The sequence below is a fragment of the Candidatus Pelagibacter sp. HIMB1493 genome, assembly GCF_052047995.1.
In the GTDB taxonomy this organism is placed as follows: Bacteria; Pseudomonadota; Alphaproteobacteria; order Pelagibacterales; family Pelagibacteraceae; genus Pelagibacter.
In genome coordinates this window covers 1302203-1327044 of record NZ_JBNAIP010000001.1, presented here as the reverse complement: position 1 = coordinate 1327044, position 24842 = coordinate 1302203, and the positions used below count along the sequence as shown (strand labels likewise).

Sequence of the window (24842 nt, the reverse complement as noted above, 5' to 3'; positions counted from 1 at the left end):
TATCTTTAGGATCGAATTTTAGCGCCAGTTTTATTTTCGACTGTTTCTATAATTGACTTATTTATTTGATCTAAATCCGCTTCTTTAAGAGTTTTTTCTTGAGATTGAATTGTAACACTGATTGCAATTGATTTTTGGTTTTCAGGAATATTATCGCCCTCATAAACATCAAAAACTTTAATGTTAGAAATCAAATTTTTATCAACATTTGATACAACATTTAACAAATCTTGAACCTTAATTTCCTTATCAACTATAAAAGCAAAATCTCTTTCTGACTTTTGATAATCTGAAATAGAATATTTTGTTTTTTGATCTTTCAATGATTTTTTTGGTAATTTTAAATTATCAATAAATATTTCAAAACCTACTAATGACTCGGTTTTCATATCTATTTGCTTAATGATATTTGGATGAATTTCACCAAAGTATGCAGCCACACTTTCTTTACCTCTGTTCAAAAATAATCTTCCTGATTTACCTGGATGATAATAATCAGGAGTTTCGTCATCAATAAAAAATTTTTCTGCATCGTAACCTGCTTCAACTAAGGTTTGAACTACATCTTTTTTAATATCAAAAACATCGACATTTCTCTCTTTTTCTAACCAAGAAAGACGAGATTTTTTTCCAGCAGATAAACCACAGACTACTATATTTTGTTCACCAGGTTGTTTTCCAAAAAATGTTGGTCCTATTTCAAAAATAGATAAATCTTTAAATCCTCTATCTATATTTTTGCTCATATACATAATTAAATTTGAAAATATTGAATTTCTTAAAACTCCTAATTCTGAACTTATAGGGTTCACAATTTTTAATTCATTATTTTGTCCTTTGAAATGATTGTTATATTTTGCATCTGTAAAAGACCATGTAATTGCCTCCAAATATCCTTTTGAAGCAACAGATCTTTGCAAGAAATGAAATAATTTTTGAGTTTGTGTTAAAGTAGATTTTTTTCTCTCTTTGATTGGTTCTTCTATCTTGATTTTATCATATCCAACTATTCTTACCAATTCCTCAACTACATCTATTTCCTGAGTAATATCTGGTCTCCAAGATGGTATGGTTAATTTAAAAACTTTTTTATCTTTTTTACATATAAAACCTAAGTTATCTAAAATTTTTAACATATCTTTTGTTAAAATTTTAAAACCTGTAACTTTTTCAAATGAATTTGGATCAAATTTAATTATTGGATTTTTAAATGCAGTAATTTTTTGGATATCAATCTTACTAATTTCACCACCACAAATTTCTTTAATTAAAAATGCTGCTTTATTTAAACCTTCTTCAATCGACAATTGATCTATTCCTCTTTCAAATCTAAATTTTGCATCTGTATCGATATTTAATCTTTTTGCTGTTCGTCTAATTGATCTTGGATCAAAATAAGCTGACTCGATTAAAACATTTTGTGTATCCATTTCTGTTCCAGATCTTGTGCCTCCAATAATACCACCTAGTCCCAACACGCCTTTGTCATCACTAATTACACACATATCATCTTCAAGTTTATAGGTTTTGTTATCTAAAGCTGTGAACTCTTCACCAGATTTTGAGTTTCTAACAATTATACCTTTTTCAATTTTATCGGCATCATATGCGTGTAATGGACGATTAATATCTATCATTACATAATTTGTAATATCAACAATTGCTGAAATAGGTTTTTGACCTATAGAATTTAATTTATCCTTTAACCACTTTGGACTTTCAGTGTTTTTTACATTTGTTACCAAACAGCTCCCAAAAGAAAAACATCCTTGGTTTTTTTCATTTGTAATTTTTACTTTTATTGTTTGAGATTTTTTCGATTTTATTTTTTGTTCTTTAATCTGTTTTAATTTACCAAAGCCTGAAGCCGCTAAATCTCTAGCTATCCCTCTAACACCAAGACAGTCTGGTCTGTTGGGTGTGATTGATAAATCAATCAAATTAGAACTAGATTGAGTAAAAAAACTTTTTCCAATACTATTGTTGTATTTCGAAGATGAAAGCTCTGTAATTCCATCACTTTCTTCAGACAAATTAAGTTCTGATTCAGAACAAAGCATACCATAAGATGTAACATCTCTAATTTTTGCTATAACTAATTTAGTTTTATTTTTTGGAATAACCGCACCAGGAGGAGCATAAACAGTAATTAAACCTTCTCTAGCATTTGGTGCACCACATACGACCTTCTTAATCTCTTTTTCACCTACATCAACATCACAAACTTTTAAACGGTCTGCATTAGGATGTTTTTCGGTTTTTAAAATTTTTGCTACTTTGAATAAATCTAAACCTTCAGATAAATTTTCAACACTTTCAACTTCAAGTCCAATATCAGTTAATTTCTCAAGTAACTTCTCTTCCTTAGCACTTACAGATAAATGATCTTTTAACCAATCAAATGTTATCTTCATCGACTTAGACCTCTATAATTTGTAGGTACATCAAGTGGATCAAATCCAAAGTGATTTAACCATCTATAATCACAGTCAAAGAAAGCTCTTAAATCGTTAATACCATATTTTAGCATAGCTAACCTATCTATACCTATGCCAAATGCATATCCTTGGTATTTAGCAGGATCAACTTTGACATTTTTTAAAACGTTTGGATGGACCATTCCACATCCTAAAATTTCAAGCCACTGATCTCCTTCTCCTATAACAATTTTACCATCTTTAATTTCGTAACCAATATCTACTTCTGCAGATGGTTCTGTAAAAGGGAAATGACTTGGTCTGAATCTCATTTTGATTTTTTCCACTTCAAAGAACTCTTTAATAAAATAATTTAAACATCCCTTTAAATGACCCATATTAATATTTTTATCTATATGAAGGCCCTCAACCTGATGGAACATTGGTGCATGTGTTTGATCACTATCTGATCTATATGTTCTGCCTGGAGCAATAATTTTAAACGGTGGCTTGTCTTTTAACATAGTTCTAATTTGAACTGGTGAAGTATGCGTTCTTAACAAAACCTCCTTATTTTCGTCTAAATAAAAAGTGTCGTGCATGTCACGAGCTGGGTGATTATCTGGAGTGTTTAATGCAGTAAAATTATTATATTCGTTTTCTACATCTGGTCCTTCTTCAACACTAAAACCTATTTCTGAAAATATAGATGAAATTTCATCTATCGTTTGAGATACAGGATGAATTTTTCCTCTAACAAAAGATCTTCCGGGTAAAGTTATATCAACTTTTTCTTTTTCAAGTTTTTGATTAACTTCTTTTGTTTCTATTTCTTTAATCTTTTCTGAAATTAAAGATTGCAGTTCATCTTTTATTTTATTCAAGTCTGCTGCAAAAGTTTTTCTATCAGACTCTGGTATTGATCCTACAGTTTTGAATAAAGATGAAATTTGACCATTTTTTCCAAATAACTCTGTTTTGATTGAATTGATTTCATCCAAGCTTAGTTCATTTTTAAGCTTTGATACAAATTGATCTCTAATATTTTTTATGTCTGACATATTAGTAGATTATTTCCTTAAGAAATAAAAACAATAGAGATTAATTTAAAGCGGATTGAGCTTTTTGTACAATTGTTTTAAATGCTTCTGGACTATCGTAAGCAATTTCAGCTAAAATTTTTCTATCTATTGTAACACCACATTTACTTAAACCATTAATGAATTTTGAATAAGTCATACCCTCTGCTCTTACACCAGCATTAATTCTTTGTATCCATAATGATTTGAAATCTCTTTTTTTGTTTCTTCTATCTCTGTAAGCATACTGCATGGATTTCTCCATAGCTTGTTTAGCAACTCTGATAGTATTTTTTCTTCTGCCCCACTGACCTTTTACGGCTTTCAAAACTTTTTTATGTTTTGCTTTACTTGTTACACCTCTTTTAACTCTTGCCATTGTTACCCTCTTAAACTGTAAGGCATGTATGATTTAACAATTTTGCCATCTTGTTTGGACAAAGTCGTAGTGCCTCTTAATTTTCTAATTTGTGAATTCGTTCGTTTAATCATACCGTGTCTTTTACCTGCTTGAGCAGATATAACTTTACCCTTAGCTGATATCTTGAATCTTTTTTTTGCTGAGCTTTTTGTTTTTAATTTTGGCATAATTCTGCGGACTTATACAAAGAATGTTGAAATTTTACAACCTCTATTAAGGCTTATAAAGGTTGAATTACCATGATCATTTGCTTCCCATCAAATTTGGGTTGCAACTCTACTCTACCAATATCCTTCATATCCTCTTTAATTTTACCCATTAGTTCATTGCCTAAATGAGAGTGTTGGAGTTCTCGACCTTTAAATCTGATAGTAAATTTAACTTTATCTCCTTTGGAGATAAATTTTTTTGCATTTTTAACCTTAAATTCATAATCATGAGTTTCGGTTACAGGTCTCATTTTAATTTCTTTTAATGAAATAATTTTTTGTTTCTTTTTTGCAAGATTTGCTTTTTTTTGTGCATCATATTTATACTTTCCCATATCCATGATTTTACAAACAGGTGGGTTTGCATTAGGTGCAATTTCAATTAAATCCAAACCTTGGTTTTTTGCCATTGATATAGCTTCATTAGTACTGATCACTCCAAGATTTTCACCATCACTTGCAATTACTTGAACATCCGGTGAAGATATTCGGTTATTAGATCTTGGACCTCTATCCTTTGTTCTTCTTTGAAAGTAATTTTGTTTGAAATCTGCCACTTAGTTTGATGATGCTTTATTTAAAGCAGAGAAAGTTTTTAAAAATGAAACTATATCCATATTTTCTTGTTTATTAGAGTCTAACCTTCTAATCGTTACTGAATTAGAGTCAACTTCTTTTTTACCACAAATTAATAAAAGAGGTATTTTTGCTAAAGAATGATCTCTAATTTTATAGTTTAAATTATTATTTTTAATATCAACTGCAGAACTTATGCCTGCATCTTTAATTTTTTTAGATACTTCTATTGCGTAATCATTAAATTCTTCTGAAATTGGAATTACCATTGTTTGTAAAGGTGAAATCCAAAAAGGAAATTTACCAGCATAATTTTCAATCAATATTCCTATAAATCTTTCTAGAGAACCAAACAACGCTCTATGAAGCATAACAGGAACTTTTTTTGTTCCGTCTTTATCTACATATGATGCATCTAATCTTCCAGGTAAATTTAAATCAACTTGCAAGGTTCCACATTGCCAATCTCTTCCAATAGCATCTCTTAAAACAAATTCAATTTTAGGACCATAGAAGGCACCTTCACCTTTATTGATGCTATATTCTAACTTAGAAGCTTTAACTGCTTCAAGAAGTGAAGCTTCTGCTTTATCCCAAACCTCATCATCTCCAACTCTAATCTCAGGTCGATCAGCATATTTTAAAATTACATTTTCAAAACCAAGATCTTTATAAATATCTAAGATTAAATTTGTTACATTTAAACATTCACTCGTAATTTGATCTTCCGCACAAAAAATATGCGCATCATCTTGTGTAAAAGCTCTTACTCTAAGCAAGCCATGTAAAGCACCTGATGGTTCGTAACGATGAACCTTACCGAATTCTGTGATACGTAATGGAAGATCTCTATAACTTTTCAATCCTTGATTAAATACTTGTATATGACCTGGACAATTCATTGGTTTTATCGCAAACACTTTTTCATCAGGAGTTTCTGATGTGTACATATTCTCTCCATATTTTTCCCAGTGACCAGATTTTTCCCACAATTGTCGGTCTAAAATTTCAGGTGTATTTACCTCTTTATATCCAGCAGCATCTTGTCTACCTCTCATATAATTAATTAATTTTTGAAATAATGCCCACCCTCTCTCATGCCAAAAAACTGAGCCTGGACTTTCTTCTCTAAAATGAAACAAGTCCATTTCTTTTCCTAATTTTCTATGATCTCTTTTTTCTGCTTCTTCTATTCTTTTTAGATGCTCATCTAAATCTTTTTGAGAAGCCCAGCTTGTACCATAAATTCTTTGAAGCATTTCATTGTTTGAATCACCCCTCCAATAAGCTCCTGAAACTTTCATTAATTTAAAGTATTTACCTATTTTACCTGTTGAAGAAAGATGAGGTCCTCTACAAAGATCATGCCAATCTCCATGAAAATAAATTGAAACATCCTCATTCTCTGGTATTGCCTCAATTAACTCGGCTTTATAGATTTCACCTTTTTTTTTAAAATGATCTATGGCTTTATTTCTATCCCAAACTTCTCTTTTGGTAATCTCGTCTCGATCAACAATTTCTTTCATTTTATTTTCAATCTTTGCTAAATCATCTTCTGTAAACGGATCTTTTCTAGCAAAATCATAATAAAATCCGTTTTCAATTACAGGGCCAATCGTAACTTGTGTTCCTGGAAACAATTCTTGTACTGCCATTGCTAATATGTGAGCAGTATCATGTCTAATGGTTTCTAGACCCTCAGGATTTTTAGATGTAAAAATTTTTACTGAACAGTCTTTCTCAATTAGATGTTCTAAGTCTTTTAACTCACCATCTACACTTATCACCATTGCTTGTTTAGCTAATGATTTGCTAATTTTTTCTGCTACTTCTAATCCAGTAACTTTATTTGGGAAATCAATATTATTTCCATCAGGTAATGTAATTATAGGCATTTAATTTATTAATCTTTTATACTCTGAATAAGTAGAAAAGCACATTTTTTCAACATTAAATTTTTGAACTATATTTTTTCTTCCTTCAACACCAATTAATTTTAATTGAGTTTCGTCAATTGTCAGTGTTTTTAAAATTTTCTGACTTAAAGACTTTGCATCACCCGCTTTAAATAAATAGCCTGTTTTTTCATCAATGACAGTCTCATTAGAGCCACCAATATTACTCGCAATAATTGGTTTCTCCATAGATTGGGCCTCTACAGAAACTCTACCAAAAGCTTCTGGTTCAATAGAAGCTGAAACAATTATATCAGACACTTTGTAAGCTAACGCCATATCTTTGCAGTGATCGATAAATCTTAGCTGTTTAGTTAACCTATATTGTTCTGAAAGTCTTATTAGTTTTTTTTTATACAAGTCTCTTCCCTGATCACTTCCAAGGATAACAGCATAAAATGCTTCATAACCTAATTTGATATTTACCAGATTGATTGCTTCAATAAATACCTCTTGTCCCTTCCAGGTAGTTAATCTACCAGGCAAAAGTATAATCTTTTTATCTTTTTCTATTTCCCATTGTTTTAATAATTTTTTCTCTTCAGTTTCAAGTTTTGTGGTAGGATCAAAATAATCAACATTAATTCCTCTAAATACTACTAATAATTTTTTTTTTTGATTTAAGTAATTTGAATAATTTTCTTTGATGTGTGAAAAAATAAAGTTTGATCCTGCAATAATTAAGTCAGATCGAACCATTACTGAATTATATAATTTTTTCAAATTACTTTTAAAATTATAAGTTCCATGAAATGTAGTCACAAACTTTTTATTTGTTATCTTGGAGGCTATTAAACAAGACCATGCAGGCGCTCTACTTCTGGCGTGTATGATCGAAATATTATTAAATAAAATAATAAAAGTTAAAATTATCGCATTAATTAAAATTAATATTGGATTTTTACTTTGAACTGGAAGTCTAAAAACTTTTACTTTATTTTTATCTACAAATTTAAGTAACTCACCACCACTAGTAACTATAAATGATTTGCAACCGTTTTCTGGTAAATAGTGAGCAATATCATAACAGCCAGTCTCTGCACCACCATATCCAAGTTTTGGAATTACTTGCAAAACTTTTAAATTAGATGACATTTGGTATGATTATATATTAATTAGCAATTCTTATAAACGATTATGGCAAATTTCAGATACCACACAATTTCAAAGTCTAAGAAAATTAGACATATTTGTAAAATTTATAAAAATTCTCCATTCATAGTTTTTTTACATGGATTTATGTCAAATCTTGATGGAAAAAAGCCAGAAGCTTTTTTAAAATTTGCAAAAAAAAATAAAATAAGTTTTCTTGCTTTAGAATATTCAGGTCATGGAAAATCTACAGGTAAATTTACAAATGGAAATATTTCAAAATGGACTAAAGAAACTTCTATATTGATAAGTAAATATATAAAAAATAATAATTTTTATGTCATTGGTTCAAGTATGGGTGCTTGGATTGCTTTAAGACAATTCAAAATATTTAAAAAACAAATTATGGGATTTTTAGGAATTGGGTCAGCACCTGAGTTTTTAGAAAATTTGATGTGGAAAAAATTCTCCAAAAAAATAAAGCAACAAACAATCCAAAAAGGTATATATCAACTAAAACATGGGAATTATGAGTATCCAATCACTTATCAGCTTATAAAAGATGGAAGAAAAAATAGAGTTTTAAATAAAAAAATAAATTCAAAAATTAATGTTACCATGGTGCATGGTGAATATGATGAAGCTGTACCGGTAAGTTATTCTAGAAAAGTTTTAAAACTGTTTCCAAAAGCAAAAAAGAAATTGATCATTATAAAAAAGGGTGACCATAGCTTATCAAATAAGAAATGGCTTAATATAATCTTAAAAGAATTAAAATTATTAATTAACTAACTTCTTTTATAACTTTTTTTAAACTGATAGGGTTTTTCAGTTTATCTAACATTTCTTTAGGACAAACCTGAATGAAATTATTAATTTCATTATCATAATTTTCAATTATTTCTTTAGATAACAAAGATCCTGTCTCTTCATGGTGTTCTTTGATTAAATTTTTTAAACTTTCTTTCCAATAATCTGTTTCAACATTCTGCCAAACTACTGACTCTGGGTTTACTTTTTTTTCAAATTCTTGTGATTTGTCATAGATAAATGCCATACCACCTGTCATACCAGCAGCAAAGTTATCTCCAACATCTCCAAGAATTACCACAGTTCCACCAGTCATATACTCACAACCATTCGAGTCACATCCCTCAATAACTGTAACTGCACCTGAATTTCTTACAGAGAATCTTTCACCAGCCTGGCCGGCTGCAAAAAGTTTTCCAGATGTTGCTCCGTATAGAACTGTATTTCCTAAGATAGTATTTTCATTTGAAACTAAGTTACTTTCCTCTGGTAGTCTTATAGAAATTGTAGCTCCTGAAAGACCTTTGCCAACATAATCATTTGCATCACCTTTTAATACCAACTTCAAACCTTTGGATGAAAAGGCTCCAAAAGATTGGCCAGCTGATCCTTTAAAGTTTAATATTAAAAAATTATCATCAAGTTTTTCATAGCCATATTTTTTATATAAATGATGAGAAATTCTTGTCCCAACTGCTCTATGAGTATTTTTAATTAAATATTCTTTTTCAATTTTTTCAGAATTATCTAAAGCCTTTTCAATCTCTGGCCATATCTCTTGGTCTAGAGTATCTGGCACTGAATTAATTTCTTGGTTTTCACAGTATCTAGTATTGTTCCCAGTATCTGCTTGAACAAACAAAGGATTTAAATCTAAATCATCTAAATTATCTGAACCCTTACTAACTTGTCTAAGTAAGTCAGTTCTACCAATAATATCGTTTAATGATTTAAAACCTAATTTAGCTAAAATTTCTCTAACCTCAGTTGCTATAAACGTAAATAGATTAACAACCTTATCTGGTGTTCCAGTAAATTTTTCTCTTAATTTTTCATCTTGAGTACAGACACCAACGGGACATGTATTCGAATGACATTGTCTTACCATTATGCATCCCATTGCAACTAGAGCCGTTGTTGCAACTCCATACTCTTCTGCTCCCATCATGGCTGCTATAACGACATCTCTACCTGTTTTAATCCCACCATCAGTTCTAAGTGTAACTGTGTGTCTAAGATTATTTAATGTTAAAACCTGATTAGCCTCTGTTAGTCCCATCTCCCATGGAATACCTACATATTTTACACTTGTTTGCGGGGTAGCTCCGGTTCCACCGTTATGTCCTGAAATTAATATTATGTCTGCTTTTGCTTTAGCAACTCCTGCAGCAATAGTCCCAACTCCTGAGGAAGCAACTAGTTTTACTCCAATTCTTGCTTTTGGATTAATCTGTTTTAAATCATAAATAAGCTGCGCAAGATCTTCAATTGAATAAATATCGTGGTGTGGTGGAGGAGAAATTAGTGTTACTCCAGGCGTTGAGTGTCTTAACCTTGCTATTTCATCAGTAACTTTGAAACCTGGGAGTTGTCCACCTTCTCCTGGCTTTGCACCTTGTGCAATTTTTATTTCAATCTCATTGCAATTGTTTAAATAATTAACTGTTACACCAAATCTTGCTGAAGCTATTTGCTTTACTCTTGAGTTTGCACTATCTCCGTTATCTAACACTTTAAATCTTTTTTCATCTTCACCACCTTCACCACTACAAGAAGCTCCTTTAATTCTATTCATGCCTGTAGCTAAAGTTTCATGCGCCTCTTTAGACAAAGCGCCATGAGACATGCTTCCACTTCCAAATCTTTTTAAAATATTTTCTATTGGTTCTACTTGTGAAATATCTATTGATCCCTTTAATTTTTTTTCTCTGAAATCAATTAAGTCCCTTAAATTTATTGGTGGTAAATTATAAATACCTTCTACATATCTTTTATAAGCGTCATAAGAATTAGAACCAACTGCACTTTGAAGTAAATGTATAAGTTTCCCTTGATATTGGTGTGTTTCTCCATTTTTTCTATATCTATAAATACCTCCAATAGGAAGAATTGTATCTGTGCTTTCAAATGCTTCTTTATGAATTGCTCTAATTTTTTTTTCGATTCCAGTAAGTCCAATACCAGAAATTTTAGACACAACTCCTGGAAAATAATCTGAAACAATAGTTCTGCTTAATCCAACAGTCTCAAAATTGCATCCACCTCTGTAAGAACTTAAAACAGAGATGCCCATCTTAGACATGATTTTTAATAAACCTGCATTTACAGATTTAATGTATCTTTCAACACATTCTTCAAAACTAAACTTTCCAAATAATTTTTTTTCAAATCTTTGATATAAACTGTCGAACGCCAAATAAGGATTTACTGTTGTTGCTCCAACACCAATTAAAGTTGCAAAAGAGTGTGTATCTAATGCTTCTCCAGATTGGATATTGATTGACACATAGCCTCTTAATTTTTTCTCAATTAAAAACGAGTTGATTGCACCAACTGCAAGCAGCATTGGAATTGGAAGTTTTGATATTGATAAATCTTTATCGCTAAGAATTAATTGTGTAACACCCTGTCTAACAGCAATTTCTGCATCTTTTTGAATTTTTTTAATAGCTTCGTATAAACTATTATTTTCTTCAAAGGTACAATCAATTATTGTTGAATTATTTCCAAAAAAATTGATGAATTTTTCAAACTGAGAATTAGATAAAATTGGGCTGTTAAGAACATAAATATTCTGTTTTGTTAAATTATCAAAATCTAGAATATTGCCTAAATTTCCAAATCTTGTTTTTAAACTCATCACTTTGTTTTCTCTCAAAGAGTCTATTGGTGGATTTGTAACTTGGCTAAAATTTTGTCTAAAAAAATGATATAGAGGTCTATATTTATCTGAGAGCACAGCTAAAGGGGTGTCATCGCCCATAGACCCTGTAGCCTCTTTTGCATCCTCAGCCATAGGGTGTAAAATTAATTCAAGATCTTCTAAACTAATTCCAAAAGTATACTGTCTTCTTCTTAAATCATCTCCTGAAAAAGAATTTTTTTCATTCTCAATCGTTAGCTTGTCATCTAAATCAATAATTTGTGAATTAAAATGTTTATACTCTTTTGCTAAGTAATCCTTAATTTGTTTATTAGTAAATACTTTACCTTTTTCTATTCTTACTCCTATAATTTCTCCAGGACCTAATCTTCCTTTTGATAAAATTCTTTTTTCATTTAGCTCGATCATCCCAGTTTCTGAGCCTGCAAACAATAACTTATCCTTTGTGATTGCATATCTTAGAGGTCTTAATCCATTTCTATCGTTTGCTGCAATAACCCACTCATTATCAGTTCCAGCTATAGCGGCAGGTCCATCCCAAGGTTCCATTGTGCTATTTAAAAAATTAAATAATTGCTGATGATCTTTTGGCAAAGTCTTATTCTTCTTAGACCATGCATCAGGAACTAACATTAATTTAGCTAATGGCGCAGGTTGACCTGAAATGTTTAATAATTCGAAAACATTATCTAAAGCTGCAGAATCTGAGGCTCCTTGTTGAATAACTGGCTTAAGATTTTCTATATCATCAAATAGTGGACTATTCATTTCTTGCTCATGAACTTTCATCCAATTTTTATTTCCTCTATAAGTGTTAATTTCTCCATTATGTGCAATTGCTCTAAATGGTTGGGCAAGATTCCAACTTGGAGCTGTGTTGGTTGAAAACCGCTGATGAAATATTGCGTATCTTGATACAAATCTTTCATCATTTAAGTCTAGATAAAATTCTGAAATTGCTTCGGCTAAAAACATTCCTTTGTAAATAATTGACTTTGAACTTAACGAACAAATATAAAAATTATTTAATGATTTTTTAAAAGCTTCGTTTTCGATTTTTCTTCTTGTCTCATAAATTCTTCTCTCCAGATCTTTATTGGTAAGTTCTTTATTATGAGGTTTGAAAAGTACCTGAATAATTTCAGGCATAGTTTGAAAAGCTTTTTCACCTAAAACCTTTGGATTAACAGGAACTTGTCTCCAGCCATAAATATTAAAATCATTTTTCGTTAATTCGCTTTCAACAATTGTTTTGCAGCTCTCTTGTGCTGCATAGTCATTACGTGGAAGAAAAATCATTCCTACGCAGATTTCAGAATTATCGTGCGTGTGTCCAGTAACTTCAATTTTTTCAATAAAAAAATCTTTTGGAATTTCTACGTGAATTCCAGCTCCATCTCCTGTTTTCCCATCAGCATCTACCGCACCCCTATGCCAAACAGCCTTTAAAGCTTCAATTCCATATTCAACCACATTCCTGGATTTTTTCCCCTCTGTTGAGGCTATCAAACCTACTCCACAAGCATCATGCTCCATATCTTCAGAATAGACATTGTTTTTCTTAAGTAGATCAAAATTTTTTTTATAAGTTTTCATTAAGCAACTTTTTTCTCATTTTTGGATTTTGTTTCTAAATAATTTTTTATAGAATCTGCTGCGTCTCTCCCATCTTTAATTGCCCAAACAACTAATGAAGCTCCTCTAACAATATCCCCAGCAGCAAAAACACCACTTAGATTAGTTTCCATAGTATCAAAATCTGTTTTTATTGTTCCCCATTTTGTAACTTGAAGTTCATTGCTATCAAATAAATTAGGTAAATCCTCTGGATCAAATCCAAGAGCTTTAATAACCATATCTGCTTTTATTTCATAACTTGATCCTTCTTGTACTTCAGGTTTTCTTCTGCCAGTTTCATCTGGTTCACCTAACTTTATTTGATCTACAATTAAATTTTCTATCTTATTAGTTCCTTTAAATTCTTTAGGACTAGATAACCATACAAATTCAACACCCTCTTCTTCAGCATTTGCAACTTCTCTTGCTGAACCAGGCATATTTTCTTTATCTCTTCTGTATAAGCATTTTACTGATTTTGCTTTTTGTCTAACTGAAGTTCTCACACAATCCATTGCTGTATCACCTCCGCCAATTACAACAACATCTTTTCCCTCAGCATTTAGAATTCCCTTGTCAAATAATTCAACGTCATCGCCCAATCCTTTCTTATTTGATGCTGTAAGAAAATCCATTGCTGGAAAAATATTATCTAAATCATTACCTGGTAAATTAACTTCTCTTGCTTTGTAAACTCCTGTTGCAATTAATATTGCATCATGTTTTTTTCTTAATTGCTCTAAACTTGCATCCTTGCCAACTTCAAAATTTTGTATGAATTCTATTCCACCATCTCTTAAAAGCTTTGTTCGTCTTTCAACTATTTCTTTTTCTAATTTAAAATTTGGAATTCCATATATTAACAATCCTCCAGCTCTATCATAACGATCGTAAACTGTAATTTTATACCCATTTTTTCTTAACTGTTCTGCTGCCGCTAATCCAGCAGGACCAGCTCCTATAATTCCAACACTTTGATTTTTTTCATTTGTAACTTCAATTGGTTTAACCCAACCTTGTTCCCAGGCGTTATCTGTTATATATTTTTCAACGGAACCAATTGTAACTGTTCCATGACCAGACTGTTCAATTACACAATTCCCCTCGCATAATCTATCTTGCGGACAGATTCTTCCACAAACCTCAGGCATATTGTTAGTGCTTTGGGAAAGCTCATATGCTTCTTTTAATCTTCCTTCAGCAGTTAACTTTAGCCAATCAGGAATATTATTACTCAAAGGACAATGAACTTGACAGAAAGGAACTCCACATTGAGAACATCTGCTTGATTGTTCTTTAGCTTTTTCATTCATATATTCGTCATATATCTCGTTAAAATCCTTTTTTCTTTGATCAACTTCTCTTTTAGGTGGAGTTTGTTGACCTATCTTCACAAATTTTAACATTTTGTCAGTCATAAAAAATATAATTTTTGGCAAATTATATAATGATTTTATATAATAAAGCATTAAATAGGTCATATTTATTGACCTTTAATATCTCATTTTTGTTATAAATAAACAGGTTTCTAATAAATGCATAGCTACTATGATCAAATCGTATTGTTTGAAATATAAGCTTTATAAGCTACGAAGAAATTATGTTTCAGAATATTATAGAAGTTTTAATCCTTTCAGCAATTCAAGGGGTTTCAGAATTTCTTCCGATAAGTTCTTCTGCACATTTAATTTTAGTTTCAAGCTTATATGAATTTAAATCTAGCTCATTACTAATTGATATAAGCCTTCATCTAGGATCTCTTTTTGCAATAGTTTATTACTTTAAAGAAGAGTTGTTAAACATAAATAAAAATAAAAGACTAATAAGTTTAATTGTTATTGGATCTATTCCATTAATAATCTTTGGGTATTTTTTGTATACCACAGGGCTAATTTATAGTTTACGAAACATTGAAACAATTGCATGGACAACTTTAATATTTGCGATTGTTTTATATTTATCTGACAAAAGTCGTTTTGATAAAAAAATTTCTACAAATTTAAATATTCAATCAATTCTATTTATAGGAATAATGCAAATTTTATCATTGATACCTGGAGTAAGCAGAGCAGGTATTACAATAACGGCTGCGAGGATTTTAAAATTTAATAGAGTAGATTCGAGTAAAATATCTTTTTTACTATCTATCCCAGCATTAGCTGGTGCAAGTGTACTTAGTTTAAAAGATATTTTTAATCAACCGACAGAATTTAATTATTTAGTAATAATTGCAATTATATCTTCTTTTATTCTTTCTTTTTTAACAGTTAAATATTTTTTAATTTTTATAAATAAGTTTTCTATGAATGCATTTGTAATTTATAGAATAATAATTGCTTTAGTATTGTTCGGTTTAATTTATTAAATTTTTTTTTTTATGAGTGGGAGTAATTGTGATAATAAAACACCACACAAAATAAAAAAACATCCAAGTATATTATTTATATCTAATACTTGATTTAAAATAAACCATGCAGCTACAGTTGCAAATACACCCTCAAGAGAGAAAATAATTGCTGCTGGTGCAGGTGTAATATTTTTTTGTGCATAAATTTGTAATACAAATGCAAATCCTCCAGATAATATTCCAGCATATAATATAGAATATATTTCCATTAGAATGTTGTTCCAAACAAATTCTTCATAAAGAATTCCGATGAAAAAAGATAAAATAGCTACGATTAAAGCTTGAATTGCTCCAATTGTAAGTGGAAGATTGTATTTAGAAATAATAATTCCAGTAAATATAATATGTGTGCTCCAAAATAAAGCTCCTAGTACAACTAGAGTATCTCCCAACCTAACAGTTGCATCATAAAAATTTGTTAATAAATATCCTCCAATTAAACATAAAATTACTGAAGGCCATACACTCCAATGAATTGATTTTTTTCCAAACAAATAAATTATGATAGGCACCATAGGTACATAAAAGATCGTAAAAAAGGCTGCATTTGCAACATCTGTATAGAGCAAAGCAACCTGTTGTAATGCAGAACCTAAAAATAAGGACAATCCTATTAAAGACACATAAATTACAAATGTTTTTTTATCTGTTTTTAATTCTGGTTTAAAATTTTTTAATTCAAATAAAATTATGAGTGGGGTAATAGCTAAAAAACCAACAAAAAATCTAACAGCATTAAATGTGAAAGGACCAATATTGTCCATGCCTGTATCTTGAGCAATAAAAGTTGTGCCCCATATAAAAGTACATAACAAGGCACTAAATAGGGAAATGGGTTTGGACATTTTAGATTATACAGCTAGCTTATAAGCAAAATTTTTGCCTAGATTTTCTTTAAGGTCATTGTTAAATCTTGCGGCCTCAGCACCATCAATAATTCTATGATCATAAGATAAAGAAATCGGTAGCATTGTTCTAATTTGAAACTTTCCATTTATATAAATTTGTTTTTTCTCTGACCTACCTACTCCTAAAATTGCTACTTCAGGATAATTTATTATTGGTGTAAAAAATGACCCACCTATTCCACCCAAACTAGTAATGGTCATCGAACCACCAAACAATTCTTTTTTGTCTATTTTTAAATTTCTACAAAGCTCACTTACCTCTCTTAACTCTCTACTAATATGAGAGATTTTTTTATTATTAGCGTTTCTAATTTTTGGAACCATTAATCCATTTGGAGTGTCTACAGCTATACCTATATGGTAATATTTTTTTATTGTCATTTTGCCTGTTTCAATTTCATCAATCGAGGAATTAAAACTTGGAAATTTTTTTAACGAAGCAACTAAAGCTTTTACAATAAATGCTAAAGGAGTAATTTTAATTTTTTCTCCCGTATAAATATCAGTTAAAGAATTTCTGAAGCTTTCCATTTCTGTAATATCAGCCTCATCATGATTTGTAACATGAGGTATGGTGGTCCATGAATTTGTTAAATACTTTGATGATAATTTTTTTACTCGCGGTATATCTTTTGTCTCTATTTCACCAAAATCTGAATGCTCAAATTCATTTTTAATTTTGTTTGATTTTTTTTCCTCAATAACTTCAGCTTTATTGTTTGATCTTAATGCTACAAATTTTTTTATATCGTCTTCAACTACTCTTCCATCTCTCTCGCTTCCTAAAACTTTGTTTATATCCACACCTAGTTCTCTAGCAAATTTTCTGGCTTTTGGGCTTGCTGATGAAATGTTAGATATATTATTTAAAACTTTAGTTTCTTGTTGAACTTCAGGTTCTATTACTTCAATTCTTTTAAACTCTTTTTCTATTATTGGCTTCTGTTCAACTTTTTGATTTATCTGTGATGACTTTTCTAAAGTTAAAATTAAATCTCCTTCAGATACTTTATCTCCAACTTTTATATTTAATTTAGAAATTTTACCTTCAAAACTAGATGGTATTTCTACGCTAGACTTATCACTTTCTATTGTAATTAAAGGGTCATTTTTTTTAATTGATTGGCCTTTTTTTACTAATACCTCAATAACCTCAACATTTTTAAAATCTCCTATATTTGGTACCTTAATTTCAATGTCTGACATTATAATTTTGTTGGCATAGGTTTATCGCCATCAATTTTGTATTTTTTCATAGCATCTTTTGCATATTTTGAAGCTATCAATTGTTCTTTTGCTAAAATGCTTAATCCATAAGCTACTAAATGCTCTTTATCTACCTCAAAGAATTTTCTTAAATTTTTTCTAGTGTCACTTCTTCCAAAACCATCTGCACCTAGAGAATAAAAGCTCTTATTGTTTGTGTAAGGTCTTATTTGATCAGAGTTCATTCTCATATAATCAGATGCTGCCATAATTGGTCCTTCCGTACTTCCAAGACATTGCTCTACATATGATTTTTTAGGAGTTTTGTCCGGATTTAGAAGGTTATATCTTTCAACTTCCATCCCATCTTTTCTTAACTCATTAAAGCTTGTAACACTCCATATTTCACTATCAATTTGATAGTCGTTTTGTAAAATTTCAGCTGCTGACATCATCTCTCTTAATATCGTTCCTGAGCCTAAAAGTTGAAGTTTTGTTTTTTTATATTTGTTAAATTCCTTTATCTTATACATTCCTTTAAGAATTCCCTCTTCACAATTTTTATCCTTAGGCATTTCAGGATGTGAATAATTTTCGTTCATTGTTGTAATATAATAAAAAACATTTTCTTTCTTCTCATGCATTCTTCTTAGACCCTCTCTAAAAATAGTTGCTAATTCATAGTGAAATGTAGGATCATAAGTTACACAATTAGGAATTGTTGATGCAATCAAATGACTATGTCCATCTTGATGTTGTAACCCTTCACCTGCTAATGTTGTTCTTCCGGCTGTTGCACCAACTAAAAAACCTCTAGCTTGGCTATCACCAGCAGCCCAAGCTAAATCTCCAATTCTTTGAAATCCAAACATAGAATAAAAAATGTATATTGGAATCATTTCAATATCATGATTTGTATAAGCAGTTGCAGCTGCTATCCAAGAAGACATCGCTCCCGCCTCATTAATTCCTTCTTCAAGTACCTGTCCACTTTTATCTTCTCTATAAGAACTTAGTTGTGCAGCATCCTCAGGCTCATATTTCTGCCCTTCATGAGCGTATATTCCAATTTTTTGAAAAAATCCTTCCATGCCAAATGTTCTTGCTTCATCTGGGATAATTGGAACTAATCTAGGTGAAATATTTTTATCTCTTAACAAATTAGTTAACATTCTGACCAGCGCCATTGTGGTAGACATTTCTTTTTCACCAGTTGAAACTTTCATAAAATCAAAAATATCTTTTGATGGTGCTTTAATAGGTTTTGCAAAGGTTGATCTCTCTGGTAAATAACCTCCCAGTTTAAGCCTTCTTTCTTTTATGTATCTAATCTCTGGAGATTTCTCATCAGGCCTAAAGTATTCTATATTTCTAACTTGTTCATCAGTTAGAGGAACGTCAAAACGATCTCTATAATACATAAGATCATCCACATCTAATTTTTTTGTTTGGTGAGTAGTGTTCACACTTTCACCTGTTTTTCCCATTCCATATCCCTTGATTGTTTTTGCAATAATAACTGTTGGACTTCCTTGGTTTTTAATTGCTTTATCATAAGCTGCGTATACCTTATGAGGATCGTGTCCTCCTCGATTTAATCTCCAAATATCTTTATCTGACATAGATGAAACCATCTCTAAAGTATCTGGATTTTTTCCAAAAAACTTTTCTCGCACATATGCGCCATCTCTTGCTTTCATAGCTTGGTATTCACCATCTACAGTTTCATTCATAATTTTTACTAATTGACCAGTTTTGTCATTAGCTAATAATGAGTCCCAGTATGAACCCCAAATAACTTTTATTACATTCCATCCAGCGCCTCTGAAGCTACCTTCAAGTTCTTGTATAATTTTTCCATTTCCTCTTACAGGTCCATCAAGTCTTTGGAGATTACAATTAATTACAAAAATTAAATTATCTAGTTTTTCTCTAGCTGCTAATCCAATTGCACCCATGGATTCTGGTTCATCCATTTCACCATCTCCTAAAAAAGCCCAGACCTTTCGTCCCTCATCTTTAATCAATCCTCTATTGATTAAATATTTCATGTATCTTGCTTGATAAATTGCAAGCATTGGTCCTAACCCCATCGAAACTGTCGGAAATTGCCAAAAATTTGGCATTAGCCAAGGGTGAGGGTATGAAGATAATCCTCCAGGTTTTACTTCCTGTCTAAAACTATCTAATTGTTTCTCAGTTAATCTACCCTCTAAAAATGCTCTAGCATACATTCCAGGTGCACTGTGTCCTTGGAAATATACTAGATCACCTCCAAATTTATTATTTTTTGCTCTCCAAAAATGATTCATTCCAACATCATATAAAGTTGCAGCAGATGCAAAGGTTCCTATATGTCCTCCTAATTCTGGAAATTTTTTGTTAGCTCTTACGACCATTGCGGCTGCATTCCATCTGATCAGAGATCTTATTCTTCTTTCAATATTTTGATCTCCATTTGATTTTATTTCAGCCTCAGGAGGAATAGTATTTATATATGGAGTATTTTGGGTGTAAGGAATATTTGCTCCTTCACGGTAAGCTTTGTTAATTAATTCCTTAATTAAAAAATGAGCCCTTTGATTTCCATCTTTTGAAATTACTGCAGATAAAGATTCTAGCCAATCTTTAGTTTCTAAAGGATCTGCATCTAATCCATTTGTAACTTGAATTATAGGTTGTTTTTTTTCTTTAATTGGCTCGGGTACATTCACCTGCTCCTCTTTATTTGCAGCCATAGCTTCCTCAGCTTGTTTAATAATATTTTCTGTATCTTTAGGAAGATTGCTCTCTTGAAGACTTTTGGTTGAATTGCTTAAACTTAAAAGTAAATCACCTTTTGAAACTTTATCACCTACTTTTACATTAATAGTGTCAATTTTTCCTGAAATAGTTGATGGAATTTCAACACTAGATTTATCACTTTCAATTGTAACTATTGGATCATTTTCCTTGATTGTATCTCCAGGCTTTACAAGTAATTCTATTACCTCAACATTCTCAAAATCACCAATGTCAGGAACAAGTAATTTTTCGCTCATTATTTAAAAGGCTTATACACTCAAATAAAATATATTTTTATGTTATTTTATCACATTAATTAATCTTTTTATGCAAAGCTGTGTTTTAATTGAACAAAATTTGTTAATAAAACCATAAAATACAGTATCTTTAATAAAAATTAATTTTGGACCGCTGGCCAAATTGGATAAGGCGCTCGGCTACGAACCGGGAAATTCCAGATTCGAGTTCTGGGCGGTCCACCAAAAAAGGATAAAAATGATTGATTGGCTTTTAAAAGCATCTTTACAAAAATCTGTAATTTACTTTTTTATAATTATTACATTGTTATTATTGCTATTAACAATTGTATTGTAAATTTTATGAGTAATGAGTTTGAGCAAATAAGTCTAACCCCAGGGTTCATGAAACATAATGGAGGTGTTTTGTTTAGAAACATCTCTGAAACTGAATATGAATTTAAATCTACTATAAATGAAAATCACTTAAATGCTGCAGGAATAACTCATGGAGGCTATCTATCAGCATTAATAGATGCTGGTGCTGGAACTGCAGCTCACAGATCTGCTGGTAATGCTCCATGTGTAACAATTTCGTTAGATATTAAATTTATTGGTGCCTCAAAAGTTGGTGATGAAATTATTGGCCACACAAAAATATTAAAAAAAACAAATACATTAATATTTTTATTTTGTGAGCTTAAATGTAACAATAAAATTATAACATCAGCAACTGGAGTTTGGAAAATTTTAAAAGTTAAACCTTCAAACTTAGGTCCAGGTGGTTAATTCATTCCTTTCTTCTGATATTAAAATATCCACAAATAACTAATAAAATTAAAGCAATTGGATAAACTATATTTTTCGATGGTCTATCAGAATTTTCAATTTTGAATTCACTGATATAATCTCCCATTTCAAAACCATTTTTTTTTGCTTCTCCATTCCATTTTAAATTATCAACTATTATTTTTTCATCCTGCTCTAATAAAATAATCCCATAATCCTCTAGAGTAAAATGATCCTCAAATGTATTTTTTGATATTACAAAAAGCTTATATCTTTCTCCATATAAACTAGGTCTCGTTATTTTAATTTGAATTTCTTTTTCTGAATCTAATTTTAATGAATTTATTTTACCAATTTCTTCATAATTATATTTTGGATAAAATTTATTTAAAACAAAATCTGGAGACAACAAAGAAATAGAAATGATTAAAAAAATAATAATTTCGTACCATTTAAGTTTATTTACAAACCATCCTTGTGTCGCTGATGTAAAAACTAAGATTCCAATTAATGAAGTTATAATAACAACTAGTCCATGCCAAATATTCTCAATACCAATAAGTAAAAGTTCATGATTAAATAAAAATACTATCGGCAATATTCCTGTTCTTAAACTATACCAGAAAGCTTGAACCCCAGTTCTTAATGGATCTCCTCCTGATATTCCCGCAGCTGCATAAGAAGCTAGTCCTACTGGTGGCGTTACATCTGCCATCAGTCCAAAGTAAAAAACAAATAAATGAACTGCTATCAGTGGAAAAATAAACCCAGATGCATTTCCAACATCAACTAAAACAGTTGCCATCAAAGATGCAACCACAACATAGTTTGCTGTAGTTGGTAAACCCATTCCTAACAACAAACATAAAATTATTGTTAAAAATAATAGTATTGTGACGTTATCTTTAGCAATAGATTCGATAACAATAATTAAGTTTGTACTTAAGCCTGTTGAGCCAACTGCACCTACTATGATACCAGCTGTAGCAATTGCTATACCAACTGCTACCATATTCAATGCCCCTTTTTCAAAACCAACGATTGTTTGATTAAACCATTCTTTAAAAGAATCTTTAGAGTAATTATTTTTAATAATTAAGTTAATTAGATTTACTAAAATTAAAGTAATTGTTGCATAAAAAATTGAATACGAAGCAGTAAACCTTAAATAAACAAGAGTATAAATTAAAACAAAAATAGGAATTAAAAAGTGAATTCCAGATAAAAATGTTTTTTTCAAATTAGGAACATCGGCATCGTCCATTCCTTTCAGATTTAATTTTAGAGCTTCTAGGTGAGATATGTAAAATAGAGCAATATAAGAAATAATTGCAGGTAAAAAAGCATGTTTAACTATTTCAAAATAAGTAACCCCAATAAAACTTGCCATTACAAATGCTGCGGCACCCATCACAGGCGGCATTATTTGTCCATTTACAGATGATGAAACCTCAATTGCACCTGCCTTTTCTTTAGAGAAACCTGTTTTTTTCATTATTGGAATAGTAAATGTTCCAGTAGTTACGGTATTAGCAATTGATGATCCTGAAATTAAGCCAGTCATTCCTGAACCTAGAATTGCGGCTTTGGCTGGTCCACCTCTCATTTTACCAACCATCGCAAAAGCTAAATCTAAAAAATATTTACCACCACCTGCCGTTTCAAGTAAGGCACCAAATAAAACGAACAGAAAAATAAAATCTACGGAAACCCCAATAGGGATTCCAAATATTGCCTCTTGATCCAACCATTGAAATCCTACCAATCTATTTAAAGATAAGCCTCCATGAGATATTATTTCTGGAGCATACCTTCCAAAATATGAAAATAATAAAAAACAAGTTGCAATGATTACCAAAGGTAATCCAATTGCTCTTCGTGTGGCCTCTAAAAGAATTAAAATACCACATCCTCCTAAAATTAATTCTACTGGAAAATTAAATGTATCAGTGATTTTCAAACTTAAAAGAACACCACCCCTCTCTACTAATTGATCATAAAAAAAATAAATATAGAGACAAGAAAAAGCGCCCACAAAACTTATAATAATATCAAAAAATGAAATTTTTTTTCCTTTTGCTACCGGGTAAATTAAAAATGCTAAAGTTAATGCAAATCCTAAATGTATTGCTCTAGCCGGTAAACCTTTGAACATTCCAATATTCAACATAAATGGAAATGGTGATGCGTACCAAAGTTGAAATAAGGACCAAATGATAGCTATTGCAGATACTACCTTTAAATGAAATCCAGTAATGTTTCTAGTTGGTGATAAATCTTCGCTTATTTTATTTTTTATATTGGCACTAATTGAATCACTCATAAGAAATATTCATACCATAAAAAAAAGGCCCGGTAAAAATTACCAGGCCTTTTAAAAAGTAAAAAACTTAGATTACATTAATCCAGCTTCTTTATAATATTTAATTGCACCAGGATGTAGTGGAGCAGATAAACCATCTTTAATCATGTTTTTCTTTTCCAAAAATCCAAATGCTGGATGTTGTTTTTTGAAATCATCAAAGTTTTCAAAAACTGCTTTTGTAACTAAGTATACTAATTCTTCAGAAACATCTGCCGAAGTTACCACAGTTGCTTTAACACCAAATGTAGTAGCATCTTTTTTCTGTTTTGTATAAGTGCCTTTAGGAATTACAGCCTGCGCATAATAATCAGCACCATCAATTAAGCCTTGAACTTCTGGTCCAGTCAAATTGATTGGAGATGCTTTAGCGGCACAAGTTGCTGCTTGTTCCATTGCACCATTTGGAAATCCAACCGAATAACCAAATGCATCAATTTTACCATCACATAAAGCTTTCACTTGCTCTGAAGAAGTTAACTCTGTTGTTGATTTAAAGAAACTATTATCAACACCCATAGCTTTCATTAGCTCTTCCATAGTTCCTCTCTGACCAGAACCAGGGTTACCAATGTTTACTACTTTACCTTCTAAGTCTGCAAAATCTTTAATTCTTGCTTTTTTTCTAGCCCAAATTTGAAAAGGTTCGTTGTGAACTGAAAACACAGCTCTCAAATCACTAAACTGTTTTCCTTCCCATTTGCTTGAACCATTCGCTGCATGATATTGCCAGTCAGATTGAGCTACACCAAATTGAAATTCTCCAGCTGCTATTTGTCCAATATTGTAGTTTGAACCACCTGTCGATGGAGCAGTACATCTATACGCTTTAGCTGTACCTTTTTTTCTACCGTGCTCAGCACTAATTGCTGATTTATGAAGCATTTTACATATAGCGTTACCTGTTTGGAAATATACTCCAGTAGGTCCACCAGTTCCTATCGTGAAGAACTCAGCTGATTTAGCAACTGTAGTTAAGGACAGTGATGCAAATAAAATCAGTAAAGCACTTGATAGGGATGTGATTATTTTTTTCATTATTTTTCCCTCTCTATAATTGTATGTCGTTATTTTTTATAAATTAATC

17 protein-coding genes and 1 tRNA gene are annotated in these 24842 nt (G+C 30.8%); 4 read left to right on the top strand and 14 right to left on the bottom strand.

Going from position 1 to position 24842, the window contains the following annotated elements; all coding sequences use genetic code 11:
- Positions 1-5: 5 nt before the first annotated feature.
- The 7 genes from pheT to ACTTBK_RS06995 are packed head-to-tail and all read right to left on the bottom strand — an operon-like array spanning position 6 to position 7755.
- Positions 6-2414 carry a phenylalanine--tRNA ligase subunit beta gene (gene pheT, locus ACTTBK_RS07025; protein ID WP_440619326.1) on the bottom strand — a complete coding sequence of 803 codons (2409 nt, stop codon included), beginning with the start codon at positions 2412-2414 and terminating at the stop codon, positions 6-8.
- Positions 2411-3478 carry a phenylalanine--tRNA ligase subunit alpha gene (gene pheS / locus ACTTBK_RS07020; RefSeq protein WP_440619325.1) on the bottom strand — a complete coding sequence of 356 codons (1068 nt, stop codon included), beginning with the start codon at positions 3476-3478 and terminating at the stop codon, positions 2411-2413. Before pheS ends, pheT begins: the two co-directional genes overlap by 4 nt.
- Before the next feature lie 40 nt (positions 3479-3518).
- On the bottom strand, positions 3519-3875 hold the full coding sequence (rplT, locus tag ACTTBK_RS07015; protein WP_440613511.1) for a 50S ribosomal protein L20: 357 nt from the start codon (positions 3873-3875) through the stop codon (positions 3519-3521).
- Between the two features lie 2 nt (positions 3876-3877).
- Positions 3878-4084, bottom strand: coding sequence for a 50S ribosomal protein L35 (gene rpmI, locus ACTTBK_RS07010; protein WP_023854436.1), 207 nt, complete (start codon positions 4082-4084; stop codon positions 3878-3880).
- A 53-nt stretch (positions 4085-4137) separates the two neighbouring features.
- A complete protein-coding gene (gene infC / locus ACTTBK_RS07005) occupies positions 4138-4683 on the bottom strand; it encodes a translation initiation factor IF-3 (RefSeq protein WP_075505925.1) in 546 nt (181 codons plus the stop codon).
- Complete coding sequence (gene thrS / locus ACTTBK_RS07000; protein ID WP_440619323.1) at positions 4684-6600, bottom strand: threonine--tRNA ligase; 1917 nt, start codon at positions 6598-6600, stop codon at positions 4684-4686.
- Positions 6601-7755: a glycosyltransferase family 4 protein gene (locus ACTTBK_RS06995; protein ID WP_440619322.1), complete on the bottom strand. Its 1155-nt coding sequence runs from the start codon at positions 7753-7755 to the stop codon at positions 6601-6603.
- A gap of 42 nt (positions 7756-7797) precedes the next feature.
- Between ACTTBK_RS06995 and ACTTBK_RS06990 the strand changes: the two genes are divergently transcribed.
- Complete coding sequence (locus ACTTBK_RS06990) at positions 7798-8544, top strand: serine aminopeptidase domain-containing protein (RefSeq protein ID WP_440619321.1); 747 nt, start codon at positions 7798-7800, stop codon at positions 8542-8544.
- Here ACTTBK_RS06990 and gltB read toward each other — a convergent pair.
- On the bottom strand, positions 8537-13042 hold the full coding sequence (gltB, locus tag ACTTBK_RS06985; protein ID WP_440619320.1) for a glutamate synthase large subunit: 4506 nt from the start codon (positions 13040-13042) through the stop codon (positions 8537-8539). The two genes, ACTTBK_RS06990 and gltB, sit on opposite strands and share 8 nt — an antisense overlap.
- On the bottom strand, positions 13042-14481 hold the full coding sequence (locus ACTTBK_RS06980; RefSeq protein ID WP_440619319.1) for an NAD(P)-dependent oxidoreductase: 1440 nt from the start codon (positions 14479-14481) through the stop codon (positions 13042-13044). Before ACTTBK_RS06980 ends, gltB begins: the two co-directional genes overlap by 1 nt.
- 182 nt (positions 14482-14663) lie before the next feature.
- Between ACTTBK_RS06980 and ACTTBK_RS06975 the strand changes: the two genes are divergently transcribed.
- On the top strand, positions 14664-15428 hold the full coding sequence (locus tag ACTTBK_RS06975) for an undecaprenyl-diphosphate phosphatase (protein WP_440619318.1): 765 nt from the start codon (positions 14664-14666) through the stop codon (positions 15426-15428).
- On the opposite strand, the gene ACTTBK_RS06970 is transcribed toward ACTTBK_RS06975, so the two are convergent.
- From ACTTBK_RS06970 to aceE, 3 genes are read right to left on the bottom strand one after another with little or no spacing between them, the layout of a single operon-like run.
- The gene (locus ACTTBK_RS06970; RefSeq protein ID WP_440619316.1) at positions 15425-16315 is read right to left on the bottom strand and encodes a DMT family transporter; all 891 of its coding nucleotides are present in this window, start codon (positions 16313-16315) and stop codon (positions 15425-15427) included. The genes ACTTBK_RS06975 and ACTTBK_RS06970 overlap by 4 nt on opposite strands.
- A gap of 6 nt (positions 16316-16321) precedes the next feature.
- Positions 16322-17584, bottom strand: coding sequence for a 2-oxo acid dehydrogenase subunit E2 (locus tag ACTTBK_RS06965; RefSeq protein ID WP_440619314.1), 1263 nt, complete (start codon positions 17582-17584; stop codon positions 16322-16324).
- A complete protein-coding gene (gene aceE, locus ACTTBK_RS06960; protein ID WP_440619312.1) occupies positions 17584-20625 on the bottom strand; it encodes a pyruvate dehydrogenase (acetyl-transferring), homodimeric type in 3042 nt (1013 codons plus the stop codon). The genes ACTTBK_RS06965 and aceE overlap by 1 nt, the downstream gene beginning before the upstream one ends.
- Positions 20626-20773: 148 nt before the next feature.
- Here aceE and ACTTBK_RS06955 point away from each other — a divergent pair.
- Positions 20774-20850 (top strand) — tRNA-Arg (locus tag ACTTBK_RS06955).
- A 117-nt stretch (positions 20851-20967) separates the two neighbouring features.
- Complete coding sequence (locus ACTTBK_RS06950; protein ID WP_440619311.1) at positions 20968-21393, top strand: PaaI family thioesterase; 426 nt, start codon at positions 20968-20970, stop codon at positions 21391-21393.
- Between the two features lies 1 nt (position 21394).
- On the opposite strand, the gene ACTTBK_RS06945 is transcribed toward ACTTBK_RS06950, so the two are convergent.
- The gene (locus tag ACTTBK_RS06945) at positions 21395-23716 is read right to left on the bottom strand and encodes a TRAP transporter permease (RefSeq protein WP_440619309.1); all 2322 of its coding nucleotides are present in this window, start codon (positions 23714-23716) and stop codon (positions 21395-21397) included.
- A gap of 72 nt (positions 23717-23788) precedes the next feature.
- A complete protein-coding gene (locus tag ACTTBK_RS06940; RefSeq protein ID WP_440619307.1) occupies positions 23789-24793 on the bottom strand; it encodes a TAXI family TRAP transporter solute-binding subunit in 1005 nt (334 codons plus the stop codon).
- Between the last annotated feature and the right edge of the window lie 49 nt (positions 24794-24842).